23 protein-coding genes and 1 tRNA gene are annotated in these 25,358 nt (G+C 35.9%); 17 read left to right on the top strand and 7 right to left on the bottom strand.

The genetic code is table 11. The features are described 5' to 3' along the window. Positions 1-189 precede the first annotated feature (189 nt). Positions 190-537, bottom strand: coding sequence for a hypothetical protein (locus FNW38_RS11775; RefSeq protein ID WP_143386152.1), 348 nt, complete (start codon positions 535-537; stop codon positions 190-192). Between the two features lie 123 nt (positions 538-660). On the opposite strand from FNW38_RS11775, the gene FNW38_RS11770 reads away from it, so the two are divergent. The 6 genes from FNW38_RS11770 to FNW38_RS11745 all read left to right on the top strand — a co-directional run bounded on the left by FNW38_RS11770 (position 661) and on the right by FNW38_RS11745 (position 7,577). After that, complete coding sequence (locus FNW38_RS11770; RefSeq protein WP_185963135.1) at positions 661-837, top strand: DUF5522 domain-containing protein; 177 nt, start codon at positions 661-663, stop codon at positions 835-837. A 250-nt stretch (positions 838-1,087) separates the two neighbouring features. Beyond that, positions 1,088-3,070, top strand: coding sequence for a urocanate hydratase (locus FNW38_RS11765; protein WP_143386150.1), 1,983 nt, complete (start codon positions 1,088-1,090; stop codon positions 3,068-3,070). 48 nt (positions 3,071-3,118) lie between these two features. Beyond that, positions 3,119-3,652 (top strand): DUF4136 domain-containing protein, encoded by a 534-nt coding sequence (locus tag FNW38_RS11760; protein ID WP_143386149.1) that lies wholly within the window; start codon positions 3,119-3,121, stop codon positions 3,650-3,652. Positions 3,653-3,780: 128 nt separating this feature from the next. After that, positions 3,781-4,167, top strand: a complete 387-nt coding sequence (locus tag FNW38_RS11755; RefSeq protein WP_143386148.1) for a group III truncated hemoglobin — start codon at positions 3,781-3,783, stop codon at positions 4,165-4,167. Between the two features lie 112 nt (positions 4,168-4,279). Next, positions 4,280-5,413 carry an esterase-like activity of phytase family protein gene (locus FNW38_RS11750; RefSeq protein ID WP_143386147.1) on the top strand — a complete coding sequence of 378 codons (1,134 nt, stop codon included), beginning with the start codon at positions 4,280-4,282 and terminating at the stop codon, positions 5,411-5,413. A 406-nt stretch (positions 5,414-5,819) separates the two neighbouring features. Beyond that, the gene (locus FNW38_RS11745) at positions 5,820-7,577 is read left to right on the top strand and encodes an aromatic amino acid hydroxylase (RefSeq protein ID WP_143386146.1); all 1,758 of its coding nucleotides are present in this window, start codon (positions 5,820-5,822) and stop codon (positions 7,575-7,577) included. A gap of 116 nt (positions 7,578-7,693) precedes the next feature. Here FNW38_RS11745 and FNW38_RS11740 read toward each other — a convergent pair whose 3' ends face one another. The 4 genes from FNW38_RS11740 to alaS form a co-directional block, all read right to left on the bottom strand. After that, positions 7,694-8,314 (bottom strand): DUF4230 domain-containing protein, encoded by a 621-nt coding sequence (locus FNW38_RS11740; protein ID WP_143386145.1) that lies wholly within the window; start codon positions 8,312-8,314, stop codon positions 7,694-7,696. Positions 8,315-8,316: 2 nt separating this feature from the next. Next, a complete protein-coding gene (locus FNW38_RS11735) occupies positions 8,317-9,273 on the bottom strand; it encodes a GSCFA domain-containing protein (RefSeq protein WP_143386144.1) in 957 nt (318 codons plus the stop codon). A gap of 34 nt (positions 9,274-9,307) precedes the next feature. Then, positions 9,308-9,685: a GxxExxY protein gene (locus FNW38_RS11730; protein WP_143386143.1), complete on the bottom strand. Its 378-nt coding sequence runs from the start codon at positions 9,683-9,685 to the stop codon at positions 9,308-9,310. A gap of 141 nt (positions 9,686-9,826) precedes the next feature. Further along, positions 9,827-12,493 (bottom strand): alanine--tRNA ligase, encoded by a 2,667-nt coding sequence (gene alaS, locus FNW38_RS11725; protein ID WP_143386142.1) that lies wholly within the window; start codon positions 12,491-12,493, stop codon positions 9,827-9,829. 343 nt (positions 12,494-12,836) lie between these two features. On the opposite strand from alaS, the gene FNW38_RS11720 reads away from it, so the two are divergent. From FNW38_RS11720 to FNW38_RS11675, 10 genes are all read left to right on the top strand, one after another. Further along, positions 12,837-13,814, top strand: coding sequence for a M23 family metallopeptidase (locus FNW38_RS11720; protein WP_143386141.1), 978 nt, complete (start codon positions 12,837-12,839; stop codon positions 13,812-13,814). Between the two features lie 106 nt (positions 13,815-13,920). Beyond that, positions 13,921-14,253, top strand: coding sequence for a MerR family transcriptional regulator (locus tag FNW38_RS11715; protein WP_143386140.1), 333 nt, complete (start codon positions 13,921-13,923; stop codon positions 14,251-14,253). An 80-nt stretch (positions 14,254-14,333) separates the two neighbouring features. Beyond that, the gene (locus FNW38_RS11710) at positions 14,334-14,927 is read left to right on the top strand and encodes a LemA family protein (RefSeq protein ID WP_143386139.1); all 594 of its coding nucleotides are present in this window, start codon (positions 14,334-14,336) and stop codon (positions 14,925-14,927) included. 41 nt (positions 14,928-14,968) lie between these two features. Beyond that, complete coding sequence (locus FNW38_RS11705) at positions 14,969-15,406, top strand: TPM domain-containing protein (RefSeq protein WP_143386138.1); 438 nt, start codon at positions 14,969-14,971, stop codon at positions 15,404-15,406. Beyond that, entirely contained in the window at positions 15,406-16,218 is an 813-nt protein-coding gene (locus FNW38_RS11700) for a TPM domain-containing protein (protein WP_143386137.1), read from the top strand. The genes FNW38_RS11705 and FNW38_RS11700 overlap by 1 nt, the downstream gene beginning before the upstream one ends. A gap of 409 nt (positions 16,219-16,627) precedes the next feature. Beyond that, positions 16,628-17,041 (top strand): RrF2 family transcriptional regulator, encoded by a 414-nt coding sequence (locus FNW38_RS11695; RefSeq protein ID WP_143386136.1) that lies wholly within the window; start codon positions 16,628-16,630, stop codon positions 17,039-17,041. 245 nt (positions 17,042-17,286) lie between these two features. Then, on the top strand, positions 17,287-19,875 hold the full coding sequence (locus tag FNW38_RS11690; RefSeq protein WP_143386135.1) for a TonB-dependent receptor: 2,589 nt from the start codon (positions 17,287-17,289) through the stop codon (positions 19,873-19,875). A gap of 335 nt (positions 19,876-20,210) precedes the next feature. Further along, positions 20,211-21,395 (top strand): chromate transporter, encoded by a 1,185-nt coding sequence (locus FNW38_RS11685; RefSeq protein ID WP_143386134.1) that lies wholly within the window; start codon positions 20,211-20,213, stop codon positions 21,393-21,395. A 132-nt stretch (positions 21,396-21,527) separates the two neighbouring features. After that, positions 21,528-22,277, top strand: a complete 750-nt coding sequence (locus tag FNW38_RS11680) for a DUF2490 domain-containing protein (protein WP_143386133.1) — start codon at positions 21,528-21,530, stop codon at positions 22,275-22,277. A 127-nt stretch (positions 22,278-22,404) separates the two neighbouring features. Then, positions 22,405-22,641, top strand: a complete 237-nt coding sequence (locus FNW38_RS11675) for a hypothetical protein (RefSeq protein WP_143386132.1) — start codon at positions 22,405-22,407, stop codon at positions 22,639-22,641. A gap of 57 nt (positions 22,642-22,698) precedes the next feature. Here FNW38_RS11675 and der read toward each other — a convergent pair whose 3' ends face one another. Together der and era are read right to left on the bottom strand one after the other, a co-directional pair. Then, the gene (der, locus tag FNW38_RS11670) at positions 22,699-24,009 is read right to left on the bottom strand and encodes a ribosome biogenesis GTPase Der (protein ID WP_143386131.1); all 1,311 of its coding nucleotides are present in this window, start codon (positions 24,007-24,009) and stop codon (positions 22,699-22,701) included. Positions 24,010-24,285: 276 nt separating this feature from the next. Continuing rightward, positions 24,286-25,167: a GTPase Era gene (era, locus tag FNW38_RS11665; protein ID WP_143386130.1), complete on the bottom strand. Its 882-nt coding sequence runs from the start codon at positions 25,165-25,167 to the stop codon at positions 24,286-24,288. A gap of 117 nt (positions 25,168-25,284) precedes the next feature. Between era and FNW38_RS11660 the strand changes: the two genes are divergently transcribed. Further along, positions 25,285-25,357, top strand: a tRNA-Met gene (locus FNW38_RS11660). The last annotated feature ends 1 nt before the right edge of the window (position 25,358 follow it).

Here is a 25,358-nt window from a genome sequence, read left to right as displayed (position 1 = left end):
TGTATCGTAAGCTTCCATATACCTATTTTCTATTAAAATTACAAAAAAAAGTAACAACATTCTTTTAGACTACAGCCGAAAATTAAAATTAAAAAGCAGGGTAGAAGATCTGTTAGTGTTTTCAAATATGGTTTAGATTATTTATAAAAATTTTATTAAATTAATTTAATCTACTGGAAATCAATCTTATTAATTTTTTGTCATATACATATCTAAATAATTTAAAAACTTTAAAAAAGACCTTTTCTTCAAATACTCTAAATCTTTTTCATTGGCGTAAGCTTCTCTTTCGAAACTGATATTTCTATAAGCTAAATCAGCGTTTTTATATTGAACCAAACGAAAAAGATACTCTATAAAATACCAAATAAAAAAAGGAATCACTAAAAGTTCTAATTGTTGGCGAAGATGGATTTTTTCATGATTAACAAAAACCACATTTTCTTTATCAGCACGATTTTTTACAAATACAAATGGAAATGCCACCAATCCACGATATCCTTTTGGAATTAAATATTTAGCAACAATTAGAAACATTCGCTATAAAATTTATAAATTTGTAATGATAAAATGGCTCTATTTAATGAAAAACTCAATCGATTGAGTAATTTACATTATGAAAGTAATCCCAATGAATTTTACAATAGAATAATCCCAAGTATGATTGAGCAAAGTAATGAAAATAAACTAATAGAAGGGGAAGATTTCTATTACACACCTGAAGGTTACAAATGCTTTACAGAAAAATACCATTTAAAACGGGGCTATTGTTGTAAAAGTGGGTGTCGTCATTGCCCATATGGTTATGATAAGAAAACAGGCACAAATAAAAAGTAGTTAGTGGTCCGGTTACGGTAAGCAGATTTTAGGTTGCATATAGCAGAACTAAGATAGTAATCTCAATTTCAAAAAACATCAAATAAAATGGATATTTGTTTACAGAAATATAGAATCAAAATTCACAAATCCTACCATAGGTCGGATATTCGTTATCCTTAGTTATTACTTTTTTTGAGCATCAAGCAAATGATTCTCAAACGAAATATATTTCAAAAAAAGTAATAAACTCGTTTAACAAAATTATCAAATGACTTTCCAAGAACAAATACAACAAGGAATTCCATCGGTTTTACCACAACCAAAACAATACGAAATTGATATTAATCACGCTCCAAAGCGTAAAGAAATACTTTCGAACGAAGAGAAAAAACTAGCGTTACGTAACGCTTTACGCTATTTTGAACCGCAACATCACACTGAATTAGTCAAGGAATTCTCGGAAGAATTAGAAACGTATGGCCGTATTTATATGTATCGCTTTCGTCCAGATTATAAAATGTATGCGCGACCAATTCAGGAATATCCAGGAAAATGTGAACAGGCAAAAGCGATTATGTTGATGATTCAAAATAATTTGGATTACGCCGTGGCGCAGCATCCGCATGAGTTGATTACGTATGGTGGAAATGGAGCTGTTTTTCAAAACTGGGCACAATATCTTTTGACAATGCACTATTTATCGGAAATGACAGAGGAGCAAACATTGACGATGTATTCTGGTCATCCTATGGGATTATTTCCTTCTCACAAAGAAGCTCCACGCGTTGTAGTGACAAATGGAATGGTAATTCCTAATTATTCTAAACCTGATGACTGGGAAAAAATGAATGCATTGGGCGTTTCGCAATACGGACAAATGACTGCCGGAAGCTATATGTACATTGGTCCGCAGGGGATTGTGCACGGAACAACAATTACCGTTTTGAATGGTTTTCGTAAAATAAAACGCAATCCAAAGGGTGGCTTATTTGTAACCTCAGGATTGGGCGGAATGAGTGGTGCACAACCAAAAGCGGGAAATATTGCCGGTTGTATTACGGTTTGTGCTGAAGTAAACCCAAAGATAACGCACATCCGTCACAGTCAAGGCTGGATCAATGAAGTGATTGAAAACGTAGATGAACTGGTAAAAAGAGTCGCTTTGGCGCAAGCCAATAAAGAAATAGTATCTATCGGGTATCTTGGAAATGTAGTGGATGTTTGGGAAAAATTTGATCAGGAAAATATTCATATCGATTTAGGTTCAGATCAAACTTCTTTACATAATCCTTGGGCGGGTGGCTACTATCCTGCTGATGTTTCTTTTGAAGAAGCCAATGAAATGATGGCTAGCAATCCTGATTTATTCAAAGTAAAAGTACAAGAAACATTACGACGCCATACCACTGCTATTAATAAACACACCGCCAAAGGAACGTATTTCTTTGATTATGGAAATGCTTTTTTACTGGAAGCTTCCCGTGCCGGTGCTGATGTAATGGCAGAAAATCATATTGATTTTAGGTATCCTAGTTATGTTCAGGATATTATGGGACCGATGTGTTTTGATTACGGTTTTGGTCCTTTCCGATGGGTTTGTGCTTCGGGAAAACCAGAAGATTTAGCCAAAACTGATCTCATTGCCTGCCGGGTTTTGGAAGAAATGGCAAAAACAGCTCCTGAGGAAATTCAGCAACAAATGCAGGATAATATTCATTGGATAAAAGGCGCTCAGCAAAACAAATTAGTAGTAGGTTCACAAGCCAGAATTCTTTATGCTGATGCCGAAGGTCGTGTAAAAATTGCAGAAGCTTTTAATCAGGCCATTGCCAAAGGCGAAATAGGAACTGTCGTTTTAGGGCGGGATCATCATGATGTTTCCGGAACCGATTCGCCTTACAGAGAAACTTCCAATATTTATGACGGTTCCCGTTTTACTGCCGATATGGCGATACAAAACGTAATTGGGGACAGTTTCCGCGGTGCAACTTGGGTCTCTATCCACAATGGTGGCGGTGTAGGCTGGGGAGAAGTTATAAACGGAGGTTTTGGCATGGTCCTTGATGGAACTAAAGAAGCTTCAAGACGTTTAGAATCGATGCTTTTCTGGGATGTTAACAACGGAATTTCCCGAAGAAGCTGGGCTCGAAATGACGGAGCGATTTTCGCTATAAAAAGAGCAATGGCAACGCAACCTTTATTAAAAGTAACCATCCCTAATATAGTTAAAGATGGATTATTAGATTTTTGAAAATCAGCAATCTAATAATCGAAATTAATAATCTAAATAATCAAAAACATGAAAGCAATTAAAATTCTTCCTTTACTCCTGCTCTTTGTAGTTGCATCTTGTAGCTCCGTGAAAGTGTATTCAGATTTTGACAAAAGTGCTGATTTTAGTCAATATAAAACCTACGCTTTTCATAAAAGAGGTATTGATAAAGCCGAAATTTCAGAATTAGATAAAAAAAGAATCCTTCACGCCATAGACAATGAGCTTAGTAAAAAAGGAATGACCAAAAGTGAAACGCCTGACTTACTGGTAACCATTTTTACCAAAGAAAGAGAACGGGTAGATGTAAATCAATATAATGCCGGATGGGGTTATGGATGGAGATGGGGATGGAATCCGTACTTATGGGGAGGACAAAGCTATGTTTCTACTTCAACCGAAGGAACACTTTACATTGATTTAATCGATGCCAAGAAAAAAGAACTCATTTGGCAAGGTGAAGGAGTCGGGTATTTAACAGAAAACCGCAATGAAAAAGAAAAACAGATCAACGAATTTGTAGCTAAAATTTTAGAGCAATTTCCGCCCGTTAAAAAGTAAGCAATTTTCAGATTACAGTGAACAACAACGATAGCTTTCAGGATGTTATTTAAAAAGTAACAATACCCTTTTACACTATTATTTGATATAAATGGCCTACCTTTGTGTAGGCTTTTTTATACCCAATCATGACACTACTCAACGATATTACCACTCTCGAAGATATCAAATTACTTGTTGATACCTTCTATTCAAAAGTTCAAAAAGACAAATTTATTGGCCCCATATTCAATGAAAAAATAGGCAATCACTGGACGGAACATTTAGAAAAAATGTATCGCTTTTGGCAAACTATTTTACTCGAAGAACATACCTATTCCGGCAGCCCATTTCCGCCACACAAACAATTACCGGTTGCCAAAGAACATTTTGAACGCTGGATGGAAATTTTCACCGAAACTACCGATAGTTTATTTGCAGGCCCATTAGCCGAAGAAGCCAAATTAAGAGCGAAGAACATGGCTGAAATGTTCAATTATAAAATTGAGTATTTCAGGAATACCGAAAAGAACTAAATCCTTAACTAATTATTAAAGACTGACCAATTCACTTTTTTTGGATTACAAGTATCTTTGAAACAAAATATAATTCAACTAAAAGCCACACGAATACTATACTAAATAAAATATGCGTAAATTTTTAATTCTCGTTGTTTTACATGCCGCTCTTCTTTCCTGTTCCGATTTAAAACAAACTGCCGGAAATAAAGCAATTCCTAGTTTAAAATTAGTCAGTACGCTCGAAATTCCTTTTAACCAAACTTTTCAAGATACTAAGGTTGGTGGTTTATCCGGAATCGATTATGATGCGAAACAAGACCTGTATTACCTCGTATGCGACGACAGATCGGTGTTTAACGATTCCAGATTTTACACTGCAAAAATTCGTTTGATCGAAAATAAATTAGAAAGTATCAATTTTCAAAGCGTTACTACTTTAAAAGATGAAACTGGAAAAAGTTATGGCAACTGGAATACCAGTCCAACAACTGCATGTGATCCGGAAGACATGCGGTACAATCCAAAAACCAACTCGCTTGTTTGGAGCAGCGAAGGCGCTCGTGTAATTACCGCAGCTAAATTAGTTTTACAAAATCCGTCCCTAAACTTTATGGATTTGAAAGGTAATTTCAAATTTAAAGCCAAATTACCAGCTAATTTGGAAATGCAAAAAGAGGAAAAAGGCCCCAGAAATAATGGAACTTTAGAAGGAATTACTTTTGACGCTAAATTCAAAAATATTTATGCCAACATTGAAGAGCCTTTATTTGAAGACGGCAGTTCTGCTAACACAACCAAAGGTGCTTTTATCCGATTCTATCAATTTAATGCCAAAACAAAAAAGAACACCGCTCAATACGGCTACCAATTAGAGCCTATTGCCCGTGAACCCAACCCAAAAGGTGCTTTTGCCGTAAACGGTGTTTCGGCGATTCAATATTATGGTAAAAACAAGTTGCTGGTAGTGGAACGTTCCTATTCTACCGGTACGCAAGCCTGCACGATAAAAGTATTTTTGTGTGATTTGAAAAAGGCAACTGATGTTAAAAACTACGGTTCGTTAAAGAATCAACATTTTGAATTGGCTTCCAAAAAACTGATTCTGAACATGGATGATTTGGGAATTTTTATTGATAATATTGAAGGAATTACTTTTGGACCAAAATTGGCAAATGGTCACCAATCCATTATTTTCATTTCGGATAATAATTTTTCTGAGATGCAAAAAACGCAAGTGTTGGTGTTTGAGTTGGTGGAGTAATAAATCCTAAAAACATCAATCAATTCCCAACTCCCATAGCCCAGAATGCAATGAAAAGCTTTTTTCGAAAGCCGTTTTGGTTTTTCTTGTTTATAAAAAGCGACCGGAGGAAGCTACCGTCTGGACACAAATATCCAGACGAAATTTTAGCCACGAATTTCACTAATTTTTACGAATTAATTAGAGTAAATTAGTGAAATTCGTGGCTGTCTTTTTTATAATATCACAAAATCTCTGTAAATTTTTTTAATCTGTGTCCTATTTTAAACTTGTGTCCAGACGGTAGCCGGAGGAAGCTCTTGTAGCAACTTTAGAAAAACAAACGGGTTTGCAAAAACTTGTAATGAAAAGCTGGAAATAGCTCCTTAAATTCGTACTTTTGCAAGACAACTACAACGATTTCGAAATGAACTCAACTATTGAAAGTAATCCGTTATTAGACCGATTGCCAAAGCACTTAAAGCAATTTATTAAGCCTCAGGATTATAGCGATTACACGCCCATAAATCAGGCGGTTTGGCGCTATGTGATGCGCAAAAATGTGAACTATCTCTCGAAAGTGGCGCATAGTTCTTACCTCGAAGGTTTGAAAAAAACGGGAATTGAAATTGACCACATTCCTAGTATGTACGGCATGAACCGCATTCTGACCGAAATAGGTTGGGCTGCGGTGGCGGTGGACGGATTTATTCCGCCCAACGCGTTCATGGAATTTCAGGCGTATAATGTACTTGTAATTGCCTCTGACATTCGCCAACTGGAACATATAGAATACACTCCTGCACCGGATATTATTCACGAAGGTGCCGGTCATGCGCCCATAATTGCCAATCCAGAATATGCGGAATACCTGCGTCGTTTTGGCGAAATAGGCTGTAAAGCAATTTCTTCGCATAAGGATTATGAAATGTATGAAGCCATCCGACTGCTTTCTATCTTGAAAGAAGCCGAAGACACGCCGCAAGCCGACATTGATGCTGCCGAAAAAGCGGTGGAAGATTTGCAGAATAATATGGGTGAATTATCCGAAATGGCGCAAATTAGAAACCTGCATTGGTGGACAGTGGAATACGGTTTGATAGGAACAGTTGACAATCCAAAAATTTATGGTGCCGGATTGCTTTCGTCTATTGGAGAAAGTACGTGGTGCATGACGGATAATGTAAAGAAAATACCTTACGACCTATCGGCTGCCAACCAGAGTTTTGATATAACGAAACTGCAACCGCAACTTTACGTCACTCCAGATTTTGCTTATTTAAGCATGGTTTTGGAAGAGTTTGCCAATAAAATGGCCTTGCGTACCGGAGGATTATCGGGAATCAATAAACTGATTCATTCGAGTGCTTTAGGAACCATTGAATTAAGCACCGGAATTCAGATTTCGGGTGTGTTTACCAATGTCATTGAAGAAGAAGGCAAACCCGTTTATATTCAAACTACAGGAAAGACTGCTTTATCGTATAGAGAAAAAGAATTAGTGGGTCATGGAACAATCAAACATCCGAAAGGTTTTGGAAGTCCAATTGGAAAACTAAAAGGTATCAATCTTGCTATCGAAGACATGAGTCCAAGAGATTTAAGTGCCTATTCCATCACTGAAAATCAAAATGTAACGCTGGAGTTTGAAGGCGATATTACGGTAAAAGGAGAAATCATTACAGGATCTAGAAATCTACACGGTGAAATTATTTTAATCAGCTTAAAGAACTGTACGGTAACTCACAGGGAAACTATTTTGTTTCAACCAGAATGGGGAAATTATGATATGGCGATAGGAAAAAAGGCAATTTCAGCTTTTTCAGGTCCTGCTGATGTGAACAGTTTTGATTTGATTTCGCATGTTCCAACAAGTAAAACGATCAAGGCAAAACATACCGCAGAACGTGATGATTTAGAGATGCTGTACCAAACTGTTAGAAATATTAGAGAAACCAAGGACACACAAACTTCTTTGGCACCAATTTTTGAAAAACTACACACAAATCATCCCAATGATTGGTTGTTAGCCATTGAAATTGCAGAACTTTTGAAAGATAGAAACGAGCCTCAACTCTTACAGGAAGCGATGGTTTATCTTGAAAAATTAAAAGAAAAAAGACCCGAAGTTGAGCATTTGATTGCTGGCGGTTTGGATTTGATTTTTGATAAAGAGAAAGCATAAAATTACTTCAAGGAAGTGGACAGAGAATTTAAACACGACCCGAGCGAAGCGAACGGACGAAGTAATTTCACGAATTTTCACAAATTAATTCGTGAAATTCGTGTTATTATTACTTTTTACAATTTTATTTTTTGTCCAAAATCTTTTTCGCTTTCAATCACTTTCCCTTCGTATTGCAATTTCCAACCCATAGTATTGGTCAGAATCAATATTTTAGACAATTCGCTTATCAATCGGTTTTGAGCATTTGTTTTCAACGACGATTTTTCTATTTTCTTGGCCAGATTAGCTTTAACTGACTTATTGATTTTGTTGTAATCATCACCCGTAAAAGGATTCAATTTACTTTGTTCGACATCATAAAATTGAATATCGGGACTGATTTTTATTTCTTCCTTCGGAATACTTACAATCGTTATTGTTTTGTTTTTTTCATCGATATCGTATTTCATTTTATGTAAATCATACGCAACTGTCACATCAGCATTAACAACAATAAGTGCTTTTTTCTCGAAAGAAATCATGTCCAACAAATATTTCTGCTGATTTTTATACGTTATCACTTCTGAGAAATGGCCTTCGGTAACCACCAGCTTTCCTACGTTTACAATTTGTTGCTGAATGAGATTCGTGTTGTAACTGATATCGTCATCATCGTTTTTCTTAAAGTCACAAAATTTAAATAATAAAAATATCCCGGCAATAACTCCTATTCCAATAAGTAGTCTTCTAAGCATAACTAAAATTTGATGAATGAATATCGAGATACCAATTTAGTGATTTTTTCTCTCAGTTTAGTTTCGAACTTCAGGTGACTTTCTGAATCAGGATTAAAAGGCTTGTGAGACAAACTTTTTTGAATACCTTCGACTTCCTCCATAATAGAAAAAGCGGTTTCTGAAATTGTGGTTTCCTTGAAACGTTTCCAAATATAGTCTATCGCCACTTGATTGGGATGCAACATATCTTCGGCATAAAACCGATAATCACGGAGTTCATCCATCATGATTTCGTAGCTGGGAAAATATTCAGTGTTCAGTTTACAGTATTCAAAATTCGGAACGCTGTGAATAGCAGATATCAAATTGGCTTTGCTCCATTGATTTTCGACAAAACCATCTTTAATATGTCGTATAGGCGAAACCGTAAAAATGACATTGCAATTGGGATTTACAGAATGAATTAAGTTCAGTGTATTAGCAATACTTTCTCTGTTTTCCTCTGCCGAAAGTAATTCTTTCTTGAACTGCTTCTGCGGTACTTTATGGCAGTTCGCTACAATGTTACCGCTTTCAATATTTCGATATACCCACGAGGTTCCATAAGTGATAATAACATGAGAAGCTTCTTGTAATTGCTGTTTTGTTGATTTGAGTATCGCGTTTAACGATTCTATTAACTCATCCTTATTTGAAATACTCAAATCCGAATGTACATCGAAACAATGCCAGCGTTCGTTATGAAAGAAAATGTCATTTTCTGTGAATAATATTGCATTTATGGCTTTATGGATAATTTTATCGATAGAAACTGGGTTGAAAATTATTCCGAAAGGATTTATGGTGTTTTGAAATTTAAAATATTGGAATTTATCAGAAATATTTTCCGCAAAACAAGAACCCAAAGATACCACTATGGAGCTGTAATCTAAAGGATGATTACTTTTAGGAATGGGTATTTGGGTTCTGAAGTTCATATCTATTTCTCACAAAGGCGCAGAGACGCAACGGTTAGAGGTTATTTACTATTCTTGTTATTCCCGTTTTAATTAGTGGCTCGTTGAAATTAATCAACAAGCCCAATTTCATTCCTGTAATTTTTAGATATGTTAAGAGTTGTTTTGGATGAACATTAGCAATTTGTTCAACTGATTTTATTTCTAAAATAACTTTATTTTCTACTATCAAGTCAGTTCTAAATCCAATATCTAATTTTACTTCATCCCAAATAACTGGAAGTGGTTTTTGATTTTCAACTATTAATCCTCTTTTAGTTAACTCATAAAACAAAATAGCTTCATAAACTGATTCTAACAAACCTGGACCAAGCTTTGTGTGTATTTTATAAGAAACATCAACAACAATTTTTGAAATTTCGTTTTCTGTCATTTTTATATTTCTCGCTAATATATTAAAAAATATCGCAAAGTCCCAGAGACGCAAAGCTATTGCTAACGAATATTTTTTATTATTTATCCACAAACACTTTGCGTCTCTGCGACTTTGAGAGACAAAAACTTTACGAGATAATTACTTCAAAAATTCAACTGCTTTTTCCAAAGCTTCTTGAATTCCTGCAACATTCTTTCCTCCAGCAGTAGCAAAAAACGGCTGTCCTCCGCCTCCACCTTGGATAAATTTACCCAATTCACGAACCACTTGTCCAGCATTCAGGTTTTTCTCCGCTACTAATTCTTTAGAAACATAACAGGTCAACATTGGTTTTTCTCCCGAAGCTTCGGGATTCACTGTAGCCAAAACAAGGAATAGGTTTTTACCTAAATTCCCTAATTCGTAAGCCAAATCCTTTGCCCCTTCCGGATTCAAATCTACTTGTTTCGCCAAGAATTGAACACCATTGATTTCTTGTATTTCTGATGTTAAACTCACTTTCAAATTTTTAACCTTGTCTTTCATCAAAGTCTCTATTTGTTTGGCAAGCTTGGCATTTTCTTCTTGCATCGAATGAACGGCTTTCAAAATATCCTGAGGATTTTTTAAAGCTATTTTTACTTCATTCAATGTATTTTCATACGATGCAAAATGTGCTTTAACAGCGTCACTTGTTATCGCTTCGATACGACGAATTCCGGCAGCAACTGCTCCTTCCGAAACAATTTTGAAATGCCAGATTTCAGCAGTATTTTTCACGTGAATTCCGCCGCATAATTCCATGCTTTCGCCAAATTTAATCGCACGAACCTCATCTCCATATTTCTCTCCAAAAAGTGCCATTGCTCCTTCTGAAACTGCTTGTGCAAACGGAATATTTCTTCTTTCTATAAGTGGTAATTGTTCCTGGATTCTTGCATTTACAAAATCCTCTACTTGTTGCAATTCAGTTTCCGTCATTTTAGCAAAATGAGAAAAGTCAAAACGCAAATAGTTTGGATTTACCAAGGAACCTTTTTGTTCTACATGAGTTCCTAAAACACTTCTCAACGCTTGGTGCATCAAGTGTGTCGCCGAGTGATTTCTAGAAGACAAACTTCTTAAATCCTGATTTACTTTAGCAATAAAACTGGCGTTTACATTTTCAGGCAGTTTTTTTGCAAAATGCAAAATCAGGTTATTTTCTTTTTTGGTGTCGATGATTTCGATGGTCTCGTTTGCCGAAACCAAAGTTCCTTTATCGCCCACTTGTCCCCCACCTTCTGGATAGAATGGTGTGTTGTCTAAAACGATTTGGTATAAAACGCCGTCTTTTTTACTGTCAACTTTTCGAATACGAGTGATTTTTACGTCACTTTCTGTTTGGTCATACCCTACAAATGTTTCTACATTTCCAGGAATCAACACGGACCAATCTTCGGTAGAAACTTCTGATGCGGCGCGTGAACGATTTTTTTGTTCTTGCATAGCAGAATTAAAACCAGCTTCGTCCAGTTCAAATCCTTTTTCTCTAAGAATTAATGCTGTTAAGTCAATTGGAAATCCGAAAGTATCGTATAATTCAAATGCTTTAGCACCTGAAATCCTCCCCAACCCCTCTGAAGGAAGGGCTTTTTCCTCTTCGATAACTTTATCTAATAATTGTAATCCTTGATCCAATGTTCTTAAGAATGATGCTTCTTCTTCACGGATTACATTGGTAACCAATTGTTGTTGCGATTTTATTTCCGGGAAAAATTCACCCATTTGATTGGCCAAAACTGCTACCAATTGATTGATAAAAGGTTCTTTAGTATTCAAGAAGGTAAATCCGTAACGAATCGCACGACGCAAAATTCTACGAATTACATAACCTGCTCCCGTGTTTGATGGCAATTGCCCGTCAGCAATAGCAAAAGCTACGGCACGAACGTGATCTACCACTACACGAATAGCTATATTAGTTTTGTTTTGCTCTTCGCTGCTATTTAAAACTTCGTTTGAAGTGTATTTTAAGCCTGTAATTTGCTCTACTTTTTCAATAAGTGGCGTAAAAACATCCGTATCATAATTTGATGTTTTTCCTTGCAATGCCATACACAAACGCTCAAATCCCATTCCGGTATCAACGTGTTGTGCAGGTAATTTCTCTAAAGAACCGTCCGCTTTACGGTTGAACTCCATGAATACGTTATTCCAGATTTCCACTACTTGCGGATGGTCATTGTTTACTAAACTTTTTCCTGAAACTAAACTTTTCTCTTCTTCTGGGCGTAAATCAACATGAATTTCAGAACAAGGTCCACAAGGTCCTTGGTCGCCCATTTCCCAGAAATTGTCTTTTTTGTTTCCAAGAATGATTCTGTCTTCGTCAATCAATTCCTTCCAAATATCCCAAGCTTCCTGATCGAACGGTACATTTTCTTCTGGATTTCCTTCAAATACGGAAACATATAAATTTTCTTTTGGGATTTTATACACTTCTGTCAAAAGTTGCCAAGCCCAGTTGATGGCTTCTTTTTTGAAGTAATCACCAAAAGACCAGTTCCCTAACATTTCAAACATGGTGTGGTGGTAGGTATCAAAACCTACATCTTCTAAGTCATTATGTTTTCCTGAAACACGAAGACATTTTTGGGTATCGGCAATTCTAGGACTTTTTGGTGTGGCGTTACCTAAGAAATATTCTTTGAACTGCGCCATTCCTGAGTTGTTGAACATCAGGGTTGGATCATCTTTTAGAACTATTGGTGCTGATGGAACGATTAAGTGTCCTTTTGATGCAAAAAAATCCAGAAATTGTTTGCGTACGTCTTGTGATTTCATTTTTTTAATTTAAATATTTAAAGATTCAAAAATTTAAAGATTATTTAGAACTGAATTTTTCAATCTTAAAATCATTCAATCTTTTAATTTCTTTTGCCCCAGATAGCAGTGGAAAGCTTCGAGATTTATAAATTTATTTTTTCTTGAGGGGCAGAGCGACCGGAGGAAGCTCCTGCTAACGCATTAGAAAAAAAGATTTATAAACGAGAACTTGCAACGAATAGCTGGATTAGGCACATTAATTTATTTATTTATTCTTGAAAAAAGGGTGGAACGAATGAAACATTTATTAAATTTGTTCGACTAACATTTTACAGTGTGCAAAAATAGGGTATTTTAAAATATGTCGAAAGTAAAATATTATTACGATTCCGAAAATCTCGCCTACCGAAAAATAAAAACACGAAAAAGGAAAAAATTTGGTGTTGTTATCCTGTTTTTATTGGCCTCGGCATTGTTTGGTTTTTTGAGTTTCGTTGTTTTACTGAATACGCCTTATTTTGAAACTCCAAAAGATCGATTACAGGCACGTGAAATTGAAAATTTGAGATTAAATTATGCTATTTTGAACAAGAAAATAAATCAGATAAATAGCGTTATTGAAGCCATTGAAGATCGGGACAATAATTTATATCGAGTTTATTTCAATCAATCAGCAATTCCTGATGAGGAACGAAAAGCGGGTTTTGGCGGAGTTAATCGGTATGCTAAATTAGAAGGATATGACAATTCCCAGTTGGTAATCAATACGACAAAAAGAATTGATGTTCTTAGCAAGGAATTAGCGATTCAGTCTAAATCATTGGATGCCATTTTAAAATTGGCGGAAGCTAAAAATGATTTTTTGTCAGCTATTCCTGCCATTCAGCCAGTACGAAACGAGAATTTAAAACAAATGGCATCTGGTTTTGGATACCGAACAGATCCTTTTACAAAAGTGAGGAAAATGCATGAAGGCATGGACTTTACAGCAAAAACAGGATCTCCCATTTATGCTACCGGCGATGGAGTTGTAGCAAGAGCGGACAATACGGCCTCTGGATATGGAAATCATATTGTGATTCGGCATGGATTTGGATACGAAACTTTATATGCACATTTAAGCAAATATAAAGCACGGGCGGGACAACGCGTAAATCGTGGCGACATTATAGGTTATGTGGGAAGCACTGGAAGATCCGAAGGACCGCATTTACATTATGAAGTGCATAAGGATAAAAAGGTGGTGAATCCACTTAATTTTTATTACGGGAATATATCAGCAGTGGAATATGTTGCTATCGCACAATTGGCTAACCAAGAAAATCAATCATTAGACTAATGCTTTATAAAAGAGTGGTCAGTGATCAGTTTTTAGTGATCAGATGTTAGGAGTGAAAAAGTCTACAGATAGTGGTAGCAGAATTAAAAAGTCAAATAAAAACAATATGCATATTGAACTTTCTAAAGACAAAAGATATTACAGCATTGGCGAAGTTGCCAAAGCATTTGACGTGAATGCATCGCTGATTCGTTTTTGGGACAATGAATTTGATATTCTGAAACCAAAGAAGAATGCCAAAGGCAATCGTATGTTCACTCCAGAAGATGTCACTAATTTACAATTGATTTATCATTTGGTCAAAGAAAGAGGTTTTACGCTGGAAGGTGCCAAAACCCATTTGAAAGAAGGCCAAAAGAAAACACTGGATAAATTTGAAATTATTCGCAAATTAGAAACGATTCGAACACAACTGACGAATATTAAAAATCAACTATAGATTGTGATTGCAGATTAACGAATGCTGATTCAGATTTAAAAAAAATAACAATTAAACACTAAACTTTAAATTAAACAAAAATGGATTTTAAAAAATTTTTACCTTGGATTATCGCAGCAGTTGTAATTATTGGAATTTATAGCTGGGTTAAAGGAATTAATAATACTGCCGTAACTTTAAACCAAACAGTAGAACAATCTTGGGGTGATGTGCAAACGGCATACCAAAGAAGAAATGACCTTATTGGAAATTTAGTGAATACGGTAAAAGGTGCTGCTGATTTTGAAAAAAGTACGTTGACTGCAGTTATTGAAGCACGTGCCAAAGCAACTTCAGTAAAGGTTGATCCAACAAATATTACTCCAGAACAATTGGCTGAATTCAACAAAGCACAAAGTGGAGTCAGCAGTTCATTGTCTCGATTATTAGTGACTGTTGAAGCGTATCCTGAATTGAAAGCCAATCAGAATTTCCTAAAATTACAGGATGAATTAGCAAGCACTGAAAATCAAATTCTAACGGCTAGAACACGTTTCAATGAAGCCGTTAAACCATATAATTCTCATATTAAAACGTTCCCAAATAGTTTGTTTGCCGGAATGTTTGGTTTCAAAGAAAAAGCATACTTTAATGCTGTTGAAGGTGCTGAAAAACCAGTTGAAGTGAAATTCTAATTCCCCCTAACCCCCGAAGGGGGAATTAAAAAAATACAAAAATGTCAAAAGTAGAAGATTTTTTAACCAAAGAAGATGAACAAGCAATTGTTGAAGCCATTCGCATGGCCGAAAAAAATACTTCTGGCGAGATTAGAGTTCACATAGAAAAAACAACTTCCATTGATGCGTATGATCGCGCAATGGAAGTTTTTCATGAACTGAAAATGGACGAAACCGAACTTCAAAACGGTGTTTTAATTTACCTAGCTGTAGAAGATAGACATTTTGTAATTTGTGGTGACAAAGGCATTAATGATATGGTTCAAGATGATTTTTGGAATTGCACCCGTGATATCATGGTGGCAGAATTTAAAAAAGGAGATTTCAAGCAAGGACTTATCGATGGAATTGCTAGAGCCGGTGAACAATTGCAGAAATATTTCCCTTGGCAAGAAGGCGATACGAATGAATTATCAAACGAAATATCTAGAGGATAATGCTATTACAAAAAAAGAATGCCCTAATTTCCCTAAAGCTATTTGTTTGTTTTTTATTTACACAGATAAGTTTTGCTCAATTTACCATTCCTGAAAAACCAAGTTTTCAGACTTCTGTTTACGATTATGCGAATGTTTTAAGCACAACTGAAAAAGTGCAACTGGAAGAAAAACTCATTAAATATTCTGATTCAACCACAACTCAAATTGTGATTATCACCATAGAAACCCTTAAAGGGGAGGACATTGGTATCCTTACACCAAAATGGGGACAAACCTGGGGCATTGGCGGAACTGCAAAAAATGACAATGGAGTTCTTATTTTATTGGCTAAAGTCGAAAAAAAAATATGGATTTCGCCAGGTTATGGCCTTGAAGACCGATTAACTGCCGGTATTGGCGGAGAAATTACCCGAAACATCATCATTCCCGAATTTAAAGCAGGAAGTTACTACAAAGGTCTTGATAAAGGAACTGATGCGATAATTGATGTTTTTAAAGGAAAATACAAAGGGGAACGGATAAAAACTAAAGAAAAGGGATTTCCGATTTTACCACTTATCGTTATTGTGATTATTATTCTGATTCTTATTTCAAGAAATAAAGGTGGTGGTGGAAATTCTGGCAACAGAGGCGGCGGAGGCCCTAGTTTACTTGATGTAATTATTCTGAGCAGCCTTGGAAGAAACAGTGGCGGAAGCGGTTTTGGTGGCGGTTCTTCCGGTGGTGGATTTGGAGGCGGCGGAGGCGGTTTCGGTGGTGGATTTGGCGGCGGTGGTTTCTCAGGCGGTGGATCTGGTGGAGATTGGTAGATTTCAGATGGCGGTGTTCCGTTTGAATCCATACCTTCAAGACTGCATTCGACATTCAAAAACCAGCAATACTTTTAAAATTATATGACAGTCCGCAATATGTTCCAAAGGATAAAATATGGCACACAGATAACACGGATTGAACGGATTTTGCACAGATTTAAATAACAGTTTGATTCACCAAGTAAAAAAATCCGTATAAATCGGTATAATCTGTACAATCTGTGGGCTAATATTTATGCTTTATAAATGTACAAACGACGAAAATTGTATTCAAAATGATTTTAGTCCGCATTACGGATAGTCATATAAAATTATAAATAAAAATAATTATGTTTGTTTTGCTTTCATTTTTTTTAAATTTGAAACGCATCAAATTTAAAAGTTACAATTATAAAATACATTAAAAATGCTTTCACATAAAGCCAAATATGCTCTCAAAGCATTACTGTTTTTAGCGCAACAAGACGAAAATCACATTTCAAGAACAATTGAAATTGCTGAAGCAGCCAATATTCCAAAAAAATTTTTGGAACAGATCTTATTGGATTTAAAACGTGGGCACTATGTCGGAAGTAAACAAGGCAAATTTGGAGGTTATTACCTTTTAAAATCCAAAAACGATATTACTTTAGCTGATATTCATCGATTATTTGATGGTGCTATTGCTTTACTTCCATGTGCATCATTAAATTTTTACGAGCCTTGCTCCGATTGCACTAGTGAGTCCGAATGCCTATTAAGACACGGATTGATGACTATTCGAGATGAGACTTTAAAGGCTATGCAAGGTATTACAATTTCCTCATTGGTAAAAAAATAAAAAAATATTTCATTAACTCTACTATTTTTATAGAATTAGTTATATATTTGCCTCGAATTTAACGCATAATTAACAATCCAATTTTAAACGTATGAAAACGTATTTAAACACGTTCGTTATTTTAAATGAACAAATAGGAAATAAACAAGTAATTGCAAGTAAAAAAAAGAGTCATCAAATGATGTGTATGTGCTAGTAAAAAAAATTTAATTTAAACTCTACTAATTACATATAATAAACATACAATGAAAACAATTTATACAAAAATAATTACAACCCTAGTATTACTATTCATTTTTTCTTTCTCTTTTGCACAAACTACAGTTAATGGTGTGGTGACAAATAGCCAAAGTCTACCTTTAGAAGGCGCTAATGTGGTATTAAAAGGCACTAGATATAATGCTACTACAGATGCCAGTGGTACCTTTACAATTGACACCCAAGAAAAACTTCCTTACTCGCTTATTATACAATATGTTGGATATAAATCTAAAGAAGTTACAATTGCTGAACTACGAGATACTCCATTAGAAATAATTCTTACCGATGACAATGTGCTTGTTGAAGTGGTCATCACATCAAGACGCCGTATTGAAAAAGCACAAAACGTTCCCATTCCAATCTCTGTAGTTAGTGGTAAACAGGCCGAGGAGGCTGGTGCTTTTAACGTTAATCGTTTGAAAGAACTAGTTCCTTCAGTTCAGCTCTATTCGTCAAATCCACGAAACACAACCATTAACATTCGAGGTCTTGGTTCCACTTTTGGTCTTACTAACGACGGTATTGATCCAGGTGTCGGTTTTTACGTTGATGGGGTTTACTACGCCCGTCCGGCCGCCACAACACTCGACTTTATTGATATAGACCGAATTGAGGTATTACGTGGACCACAAGGTACATTGTTTGGTAAAAACACGACTGCAGGTGCCTTTAACGTAACCACCCGTAAGCCTAGTTTTACTTCAGGTGCCAACTTTGAGGTTAGCTTTGGAAATTATGGATTCCTTCAGGCTAAGGCCTCTATCACTGGTGCTTTAAGTAAAAAATTTGCCGGACGATTATCTTTTTCCGGAACGCAACGTGACGGTTTAATAGAAAATGTAGCCACAGGTAAATCTGTAAACGATTTGAATAATCAAGGAGTTAGAGGGCAGTTGCTTTATAAACCAACAGAAAATACCGATATCACATTGGCGACAGATTTTTCGCGTCAACGTCCGGATGGATATGCTCAAGTTATTGCTGGTGTTGCCCCAACAAAACGTGCCGCTTACCGACAATTCAATCAGATTATTTCTGATTTAAACTATAGCCTTCCAAGTCAAAATCCATTCGACCGTAAGATTGACCACGATACTCCTTGGCGTTCAGGACAGGATTTAGGAGGTATATCCCTAAATGTGGAAACTAAAATTGGAGAAGGAACACTTACTTCGACCTCAGCTTGGCGCTATTGGAACTGGGACCCTTCCAATGACAGGGATTTTACTGGTCTTCAAGTGCTTAAACTTTCTCAAGCTACGTCAAAACACCAACAATGGTCACAAGAGGTTCGTTATGCCGGAGATTTCTCCCGTAGATTAAGTGGTGTAATCGGTGTATTCGCTATCGGACAGGAACTTAAAGCAGATCCTATACAAATTGAGGAAGCTGGCTCCGCGCAGTGGCGCTTTTCTCAAGATACACCAAACGATTCGAATGGCTACTCTTTATGGCAGACACCTGGACTTTTAGATGGATACGGAATCAAAACCCGAAACACACTCAACACATTCAGCGGGGCAATATTTGGTCAACTTGATTGGAAAATTACTGATGGCCTTCACTTATTGCCTGGCCTAAGGTATAATTATGACAAGAAAAAACTGGACTACAGTAGAGAGACCTACGGAGGTCTTCAAACAACCAATCCAGCTTTACTTGCCTTGAAAAAGAAGGTGTATTCTAATCAGGCTTTCAAAGTGGATGTAGACGACACCAACTTTTCCGGAAATTTAACATTGGCTTACAAAGCGGCTGACCGTGTCAATACTTTTGCAACTTATGCGAGAAGTTATAAACCTGTAGGTGTTAATGTAGGAGGGATACCTACCGATGCTAATGGTCCGATTCTAGCACTTGCTGAAATAAAACCAGAACAAGTAAATCATTTTGAAGTTGGAGTGAAAACCTCACCTTTTGACCGTACTATACTGAATGTCACACTTTATAACACAGACATCAAAAACTTTCAAACACTGGTTCAAAGTCCTGACGTGAGTCTAAACCGTGGTTATCTTGCTAACGCAGAAAAAGTACGTGTACGCGGTGCTGAGCTTGATGCTAGTATTACTGTCAACAAATATCTATCGTTCAACGGTGCAGTATCTTACACTGATGGTAAATATGTTTCTTTCAAAAATGCACCACTGCCTCTGGAAGAAACCGGATTAAAAGATGCAAATAATAATGCCATATATGCTAAGGATATTTCGGGTGGTGCTCTTCCTGGTATCTCAAAATGGGCAGGATCTTTAGGTGGTGAAATCTCTGATTCGGGGAAGTTATTCGGTAATGTAGGGAAGTTCTTCTTCGCCTTAGACACTTACTATCGTTCTTCGTTTTCTTCAAGTGCATCTCCTTCGAAGTATCTAGTAGTTGATTCTTATGCGCTGCTTAACGGTCGTATCGGTTTCCGTGCTTCAGAAGGTTTATCAGTTTACTTATGGGGACGCAACCTATTGAATAAGGATTATTTTGAACAATTATTACCTGCGGGTGGTAATGCTGGACAATATGTTGGTGTTTTGGGAGATCAAAGAACTTACGGAATTACCCTTCGCTATTCTTTGTAGCGGGAAAAATAAGTATCGATTAGTAAAACTGTCACATCATGATTAATCAATATAGAAATAAAAAGAACCATCAAAACTTAATTTTGGCGGTTCTTTTTTACTATTTATCTGGGAATTTCATCCCTTACTTTATTTTATGTACCATTACATTTTGGCGCAAGCATAAATGGATTTACCCCTGTATTGACCAAAGTAATTAAAAAATATAACGACTATAACTATTTCATATCGCTACCCGTACCCGTCCGATTTGGAAATGACAAACCATCTTCCTTAACTTTAGGTTTTCAATTTGGAATCGCATTTTAATAAAATATTCATTTATATTGAAACACATGGATAAATTCAAAAAAACACCCCTAAATTATACTTTACTCGACTTAATAAAATATTTTCTTAAACTGGGAGCAACTGGTTTTGGTGGTCCTGTTGCTTTAGTCAGTTATATGCATCGTGATTTGGTTGAAGATAAAAAGTGGATTAGTGAGTCTGACTATAAAGAAGGGTTAGCCCTTTCGCAATTAGCTCCTGGTCCGTTAGCCGCTCAATTGGGAATTTACATTGGATACGTACATTATGGTGTTTTAGGCGCTACTGTTTCAGGATTAGCTTTTATCTTACCCTCTTTTATCATGGTGGTATTGTTAGGTATTGCTTACCAGACATATGGAGGTTTGCCATGGATGCAAGCCGTTTTTTACGGTGTAAGTGCTACTGTAATTGGCATCATCATTTTGAGTTCCTATAAACTTACCATTAAATCTATTGGCAAATTTGAAATTACTAATATCAAAAAAAATTGGTTACTATGGGTATTTTATATCTCTTCAACCATTCTTACCGCTGTCACACAAAAAGAAGAAGTTCTTTTATTTGTAGTTTTGGGTTTTTTATATATGATTGTAAAAGCACCTCCAGAATGGATAAAACGTCCTAAAACAGCTTCTTATTTGTTATTAGGCACTGTTAGTTTCTCTGCTGTTGAACTAGGAAAATTAGGAGATTTAGCTTGGTTTTTCACCAAAGCCGGAGCTTTTGTTTTTGGAAGCGGACTGGCTATTGTTCCATTTTTACATGGTGGAGTTGTCCATGAATACGGTTGGCTAACCGAAAATCAATTTGTTGATGCTGTAGCAGTAGCGATGATTACTCCGGGCCCTGTAGTTATTACAGTAGGCTTTATTGGTTATTTGGTCGCTGGTTTCACAGGGGCTTGCGTTGCAGCCTTGGCCACTTTTTTACCTTGTTATTTATTTACCGTTATTCTTGCTCCCCATTTCAAAAAAATTGCCCAAAACAAAAGTATAAAAGCATTTGTTGACGGAATCACTGCTGCGGTAGTTGGCGCTTTAGTTGGTGCAGTAATTGTAATTGCCTCTCGTTCAATTGTAGATTTGTCCACAGTACTGATTGCTATAGGAACGATTTTGATTCTGATTTATACTAAAAAAATACAAGAACCTCATATTATTGGCATTGCGGCCCTTTTAGGTGTGTTGTTGAAACTGATAGATGTCTAGTCCTAAATAAACGATACAAATTTTGGTAGATTAAAATATTTCATTTAAAATCCTTTTTAGAAGATAAGTATAAATCTATCCCATCATTTTTATAGAGTTTGTGTAAATTTGCCAAAAATTGAAACAAACTTCATGAAAATAACCAAAATCCTTTTCTTATTCTTAGTCTGCTCTATATCACGAGCTCAAACCGAAAAAAATGTAGATCATCAAAGTATCCTTTGGACACGATATAATAACCAATTGACATTAAACAACAAATGGTCTTTACATTCTGAATTTGACAATAGGCTTTTTCTAAAACCTGTTACCGAAAATTTATATGTAATCAGAGTACAAGGGCGCTATAAAATCAATGACCATCTGGAAACTGGAGTTGGTTTTGCTCATTTCTCAGTTGCTACGCAAGAACCTGAACTAAATTATGATTTTAGCATACCGGAATATAGAGGACAACAAGACATTACGTGGAAACAAGATGTGGACAAAATCACTTTCAATCAACGTTTTCAACTGGAAGAACGATTTATTCACAATGCCAATAAACAAGAATTGTTATCAGGAACCACTTTTTCCTGGAGATTTAGATACCGCATTCAAGGTGATTATACTTTTTGGAAAAAAGAAAATCAGTTTTTAAAAGCAATAGTATCTGATGAATTAATGATTAATTTCGGTAAAAAAATAATCAAAAACACCTTTGATCAAAATAGGATTTATGCCGCAATACAATACGGCCTTAACCCAAATTTAGCATTTGAACTTGGCTATTTAAACAGTTTTCAACAACGAGCCAGTGGAGTAGATTACTTTAATAGAAACATTATCCGATTCAGTATTTTCCACAAACTAAGATTGCAAAAAAAGGTTAAAAACAAATAATTATTCCTTACTATGGTTTTTCATTGATAATAACAAATAAAATTAATTTGATTTTAAGTGGTTGATTATTATCGAATTAACTCTACTTTTAAAATTTATGGCGTAACTTTAATAAAAAGATATGGCCATGAAAAATTTCGCAATCAAACTCGTGTGGTTTACCACCATTTATGTTTTTGTATTTGCCGGTTTATGTCAAACAAATATTTTTTTACCGGTAATAATGAGCCTGTATTGCATTGGTGTAGTATTAATCCTATTTATGGTTTATACCGTACTACATGATGATTACAAAACCTCAAGAACTTTCAAGGATTGGTACGGTGACCATCCAATGGAAACTTTAGAAGAGGAAGATCAGTAACATTATTTATAATTAGAAAACCTTTAACAAAAAAATCCCGATTTCTCGGGATTTTTGCTATTTCTCTCTGATATAAATATCGATTGGCACTCCTGAAAAGTCCCAGTTTTCTCTAATTTTATTTTCCAGATAACGTTTGTAAGGTTCTTTAACATATTGTGGCATATTGGCAAAAAATACAAATTGTGGAGTTGGTGTTGGCAACTGCATGCAATATTTAATTTTCACATATTTTCCTTTTGTCGCTGGTGGTGGGTAAGCTTCAATCACTTTCAACATAAATTCGTTGAATTTTGAAGTGGCAATACGTTGTTGTCTGTTCTCGAAAACCTTTACAGTTGCTTCCAATGCTTTCAATAAACGTTGTTTCGTTAATGCCGAAACAAAAAGAATAGGCACATCCGTAAATGGCATTAATTCTTCTCTGATTTTAGCTTCATAATCACGAGTTGACATCGTTTCTTTTTCAACTAAATCCCATTTGTTCACTAAGATTACAACTCCTTTACGGTTTTTCTCAGCCAACCAAAAAATACTTTGATCTTGACCTTCAAAACCACGGGTGGCATCTATAATCAAAATACAAATATCGGCATGCTCAATCGCACGAACCGAACGCATTACCGAATAAAACTCTAAATCTTCTTTTACTTTTGCTTTACGACGGATTCCCGCGGTATCAACTAAGTTAAATTCGAACCCAAAACGGTCAAATTTCGTATCAATAGAATCACGGGTTGTTCCCGCAATATCAGTAACAATATATCTGTCTTTACCAATTAAGGCGTTGATAAAACTTGATTTCCCAGCATTCGGACGACCTACAACTGCAAAACGAGGCAATACAATTTCTTCCTGAGTTGGCTCTGGTTTTATAGGAAAAGCATCAATTAATGCATCCAATAAATCCCCTGTTCCACTTCCTGAAATACTGGCAAATGTATAATATTCTCCTAAACCAAGGTTGTAAAACTCCACTGCATCTTTCTCACGCATGGCATTATCCACCTTATTTACTGCAAGTAAAACCGGTTTCGTTACTTTACGCAACAATCTCGCAACAGCATCATCCATTGGTGTAATCCCTTCTTCGACATCAACCACAAAAATGATAACATCAGCTTCATCAATAGCCAATTCAACTTGTTTACGGATTTCGGCTTCAAAAACGTCATCCGAGCCACGCACGTAACCGCCCGTATCAATTACAGAAAATTCCTTTCCGTTCCATTCGCTTTTTCCGTAGTTTCTATCACGGGTCACTCCCGAAACCGAATCTACAATCGCTTCTCTTCTTTGTATCAATCGATTAAAAAGCGTCGATTTTCCTACGTTTGGCCTTCCTACAATGGCAACAATGTTGTTCATAATCCTAATTTCAAATATTTTGCAAAGGTATGCTTTTTTTAGTTTGCAGTGGTCAGTTTTAAGTATTCAGCAAAAAAGCACGCTAACTGCGACTTCAATCTAAATTTTTAATGCTTTTTCAGGAGCTATTTCCAGCTGTCCACTCTATCTTTTATGTTTTAAAGAAAAACATAAAAGGATGCCGTTCCCATCTGGGCTAGGGCATTTCGAATTCTAATATCATTTATCGTAAAGTTTAGAGCTGAGCACTAAGAAACTGAACACTGAATACTTCTCTTATTGGTTATACCCAAAACGCTTCAACATATTCGCGTTACTTCTCCAGTTTTTATTCACTTTCACGTACAACTCGATATGTATTTGTTTTCCAAAGAATTTCTCTAAATCAACACGGGACTCCATCCCTACTTTCTTCAAAGCAGCACCTTTATGACCTATAATGATTCCTTTTTGGGTTTCACGCTCCACCATAATCAAAGAACGGATTCTAATGATGTTTTCATCTTCAAAAAACTCTTCGGTAACGATTTCTACTGCGTATGGGATTTCTTTGCTGTAATTCAACAAGATTTTCTCACGGATGGTTTCATTCACAAAGAAACGTTCCGGTTTGTCTGTCAATTGATCTTTCGGGTAATAGGCAGGAGATTCTGGTAATAATGAAATTATTCTTCCAAAAACTTCTGGCACATTAAAATTCTGTAATGCTGATATTGGAAAAATTTCTGCATTAGGAACTTTCGCAGTCCAAAAAGCCACTTGTTCTTCCAACTGAGCCTGATTTGAATTGTCAATTTTATTCAATAACAATAAGACAGGGATTTTGGCATGGATTATTTTATTAAAAAACGCTTCGTCTTTCAACTCTTGTTCTCCAATTTCAACCATATAAATCAGAACATCAGCATCTTCAAAAGCGGACTTCACAAAATTCATCATCGATTCCTGCATTTCATATGCTGGCTTGATGATTCCAGGAGTATCAGATAAGATCATTTGAAAATCTTCCCCGTTTACAATTCCAAGAATTCTATGACGTGTTGTTTGTGCTTTTGAAGTAATAATTGACAATCTTTCTCCAACAAAGGCATTCATTAATGTTGATTTCCCAACATTTGGATTTCCTATGATGTTTACAAAACCTGCTTTATGTGACATTTTTATTATAATTTATTTTGCAAAGGTAGACATATCAAGTCAATAGACGAAATAAAACATTTTTTAAAATTTTCGTTGGAAATACGGAAATTCGTCGTACATTTGCACCCGAAACATCGCGGGATAGAGCAGTAGGCAGCTCGTCGGGCTCATAACCCGAAGGTCACAGGTTCGAGTCCTGTTCCCGCTAC

Origin of the sequence: Flavobacterium gawalongense (genome assembly GCF_007097265.1) — a bacterium.
Lineage (GTDB): Bacteria > Bacteroidota > Bacteroidia > Flavobacteriales > Flavobacteriaceae > Flavobacterium > Flavobacterium gawalongense.
Note: the sequence above shows the minus strand (reverse complement) of the source record. Positions and strands in the feature narration are given on the sequence as shown.

Excerpts from the sequence above, each read along its gene's own strand:
- FNW38_RS11745 (WP_143386146.1), top strand. The coding sequence starts at position 5,820 with ATGAACTCAACTATTGAAAGTAATCCGTTATTAGACCGATTGCCAAAG.
- FNW38_RS11770 (WP_185963135.1), top strand. The coding sequence starts at position 661 with ATGATTGAGCAAAGTAATGAAAATAAACTAATAGAAGGGGAAGATTTC.
- FNW38_RS11705 (WP_143386138.1), top strand. The coding sequence starts at position 14,969 with ATGTCAAAAGTAGAAGATTTTTTAACCAAAGAAGATGAACAAGCAATT.
- FNW38_RS11755 (WP_143386148.1), top strand. The coding sequence starts at position 3,781 with ATGACACTACTCAACGATATTACCACTCTCGAAGATATCAAATTACTT.
- FNW38_RS11680 (WP_143386133.1), top strand. The coding sequence starts at position 21,528 with ATGAAAATAACCAAAATCCTTTTCTTATTCTTAGTCTGCTCTATATCA.
- FNW38_RS11775 (WP_143386152.1), bottom strand. The coding sequence starts at position 537 with ATGTTTCTAATTGTTGCTAAATATTTAATTCCAAAAGGATATCGTGGA.
- FNW38_RS11765 (WP_143386150.1), top strand. The coding sequence starts at position 1,088 with ATGACTTTCCAAGAACAAATACAACAAGGAATTCCATCGGTTTTACCA.
- FNW38_RS11730 (WP_143386143.1), bottom strand. The coding sequence starts at position 9,685 with ATGACAGAAAACGAAATTTCAAAAATTGTTGTTGATGTTTCTTATAAA.
- FNW38_RS11720 (WP_143386141.1), top strand. The coding sequence starts at position 12,837 with ATGTCGAAAGTAAAATATTATTACGATTCCGAAAATCTCGCCTACCGA.
- FNW38_RS11735 (WP_143386144.1), bottom strand. The coding sequence starts at position 9,273 with ATGAACTTCAGAACCCAAATACCCATTCCTAAAAGTAATCATCCTTTA.
- FNW38_RS11710 (WP_143386139.1), top strand. The coding sequence starts at position 14,334 with ATGGATTTTAAAAAATTTTTACCTTGGATTATCGCAGCAGTTGTAATT.
- FNW38_RS11750 (WP_143386147.1), top strand. The coding sequence starts at position 4,280 with ATGCGTAAATTTTTAATTCTCGTTGTTTTACATGCCGCTCTTCTTTCC.
- FNW38_RS11700 (WP_143386137.1), top strand. The coding sequence starts at position 15,406 with ATGCTATTACAAAAAAAGAATGCCCTAATTTCCCTAAAGCTATTTGTT.
- era (WP_143386130.1), bottom strand. The coding sequence starts at position 25,167 with ATGTCACATAAAGCAGGTTTTGTAAACATCATAGGAAATCCAAATGTT.
- FNW38_RS11690 (WP_143386135.1), top strand. The coding sequence starts at position 17,287 with ATGAAAACAATTTATACAAAAATAATTACAACCCTAGTATTACTATTC.
- FNW38_RS11760 (WP_143386149.1), top strand. The coding sequence starts at position 3,119 with ATGAAAGCAATTAAAATTCTTCCTTTACTCCTGCTCTTTGTAGTTGCA.
- FNW38_RS11695 (WP_143386136.1), top strand. The coding sequence starts at position 16,628 with ATGCTTTCACATAAAGCCAAATATGCTCTCAAAGCATTACTGTTTTTA.
- FNW38_RS11740 (WP_143386145.1), bottom strand. The coding sequence starts at position 8,314 with ATGCTTAGAAGACTACTTATTGGAATAGGAGTTATTGCCGGGATATTT.
- FNW38_RS11685 (WP_143386134.1), top strand. The coding sequence starts at position 20,211 with ATGGATAAATTCAAAAAAACACCCCTAAATTATACTTTACTCGACTTA.
- alaS (WP_143386142.1), bottom strand. The coding sequence starts at position 12,493 with ATGAAATCACAAGACGTACGCAAACAATTTCTGGATTTTTTTGCATCA.
- FNW38_RS11715 (WP_143386140.1), top strand. The coding sequence starts at position 13,921 with ATGCATATTGAACTTTCTAAAGACAAAAGATATTACAGCATTGGCGAA.
- FNW38_RS11675 (WP_143386132.1), top strand. The coding sequence starts at position 22,405 with ATGAAAAATTTCGCAATCAAACTCGTGTGGTTTACCACCATTTATGTT.
- der (WP_143386131.1), bottom strand. The coding sequence starts at position 24,009 with ATGAACAACATTGTTGCCATTGTAGGAAGGCCAAACGTAGGAAAATCG.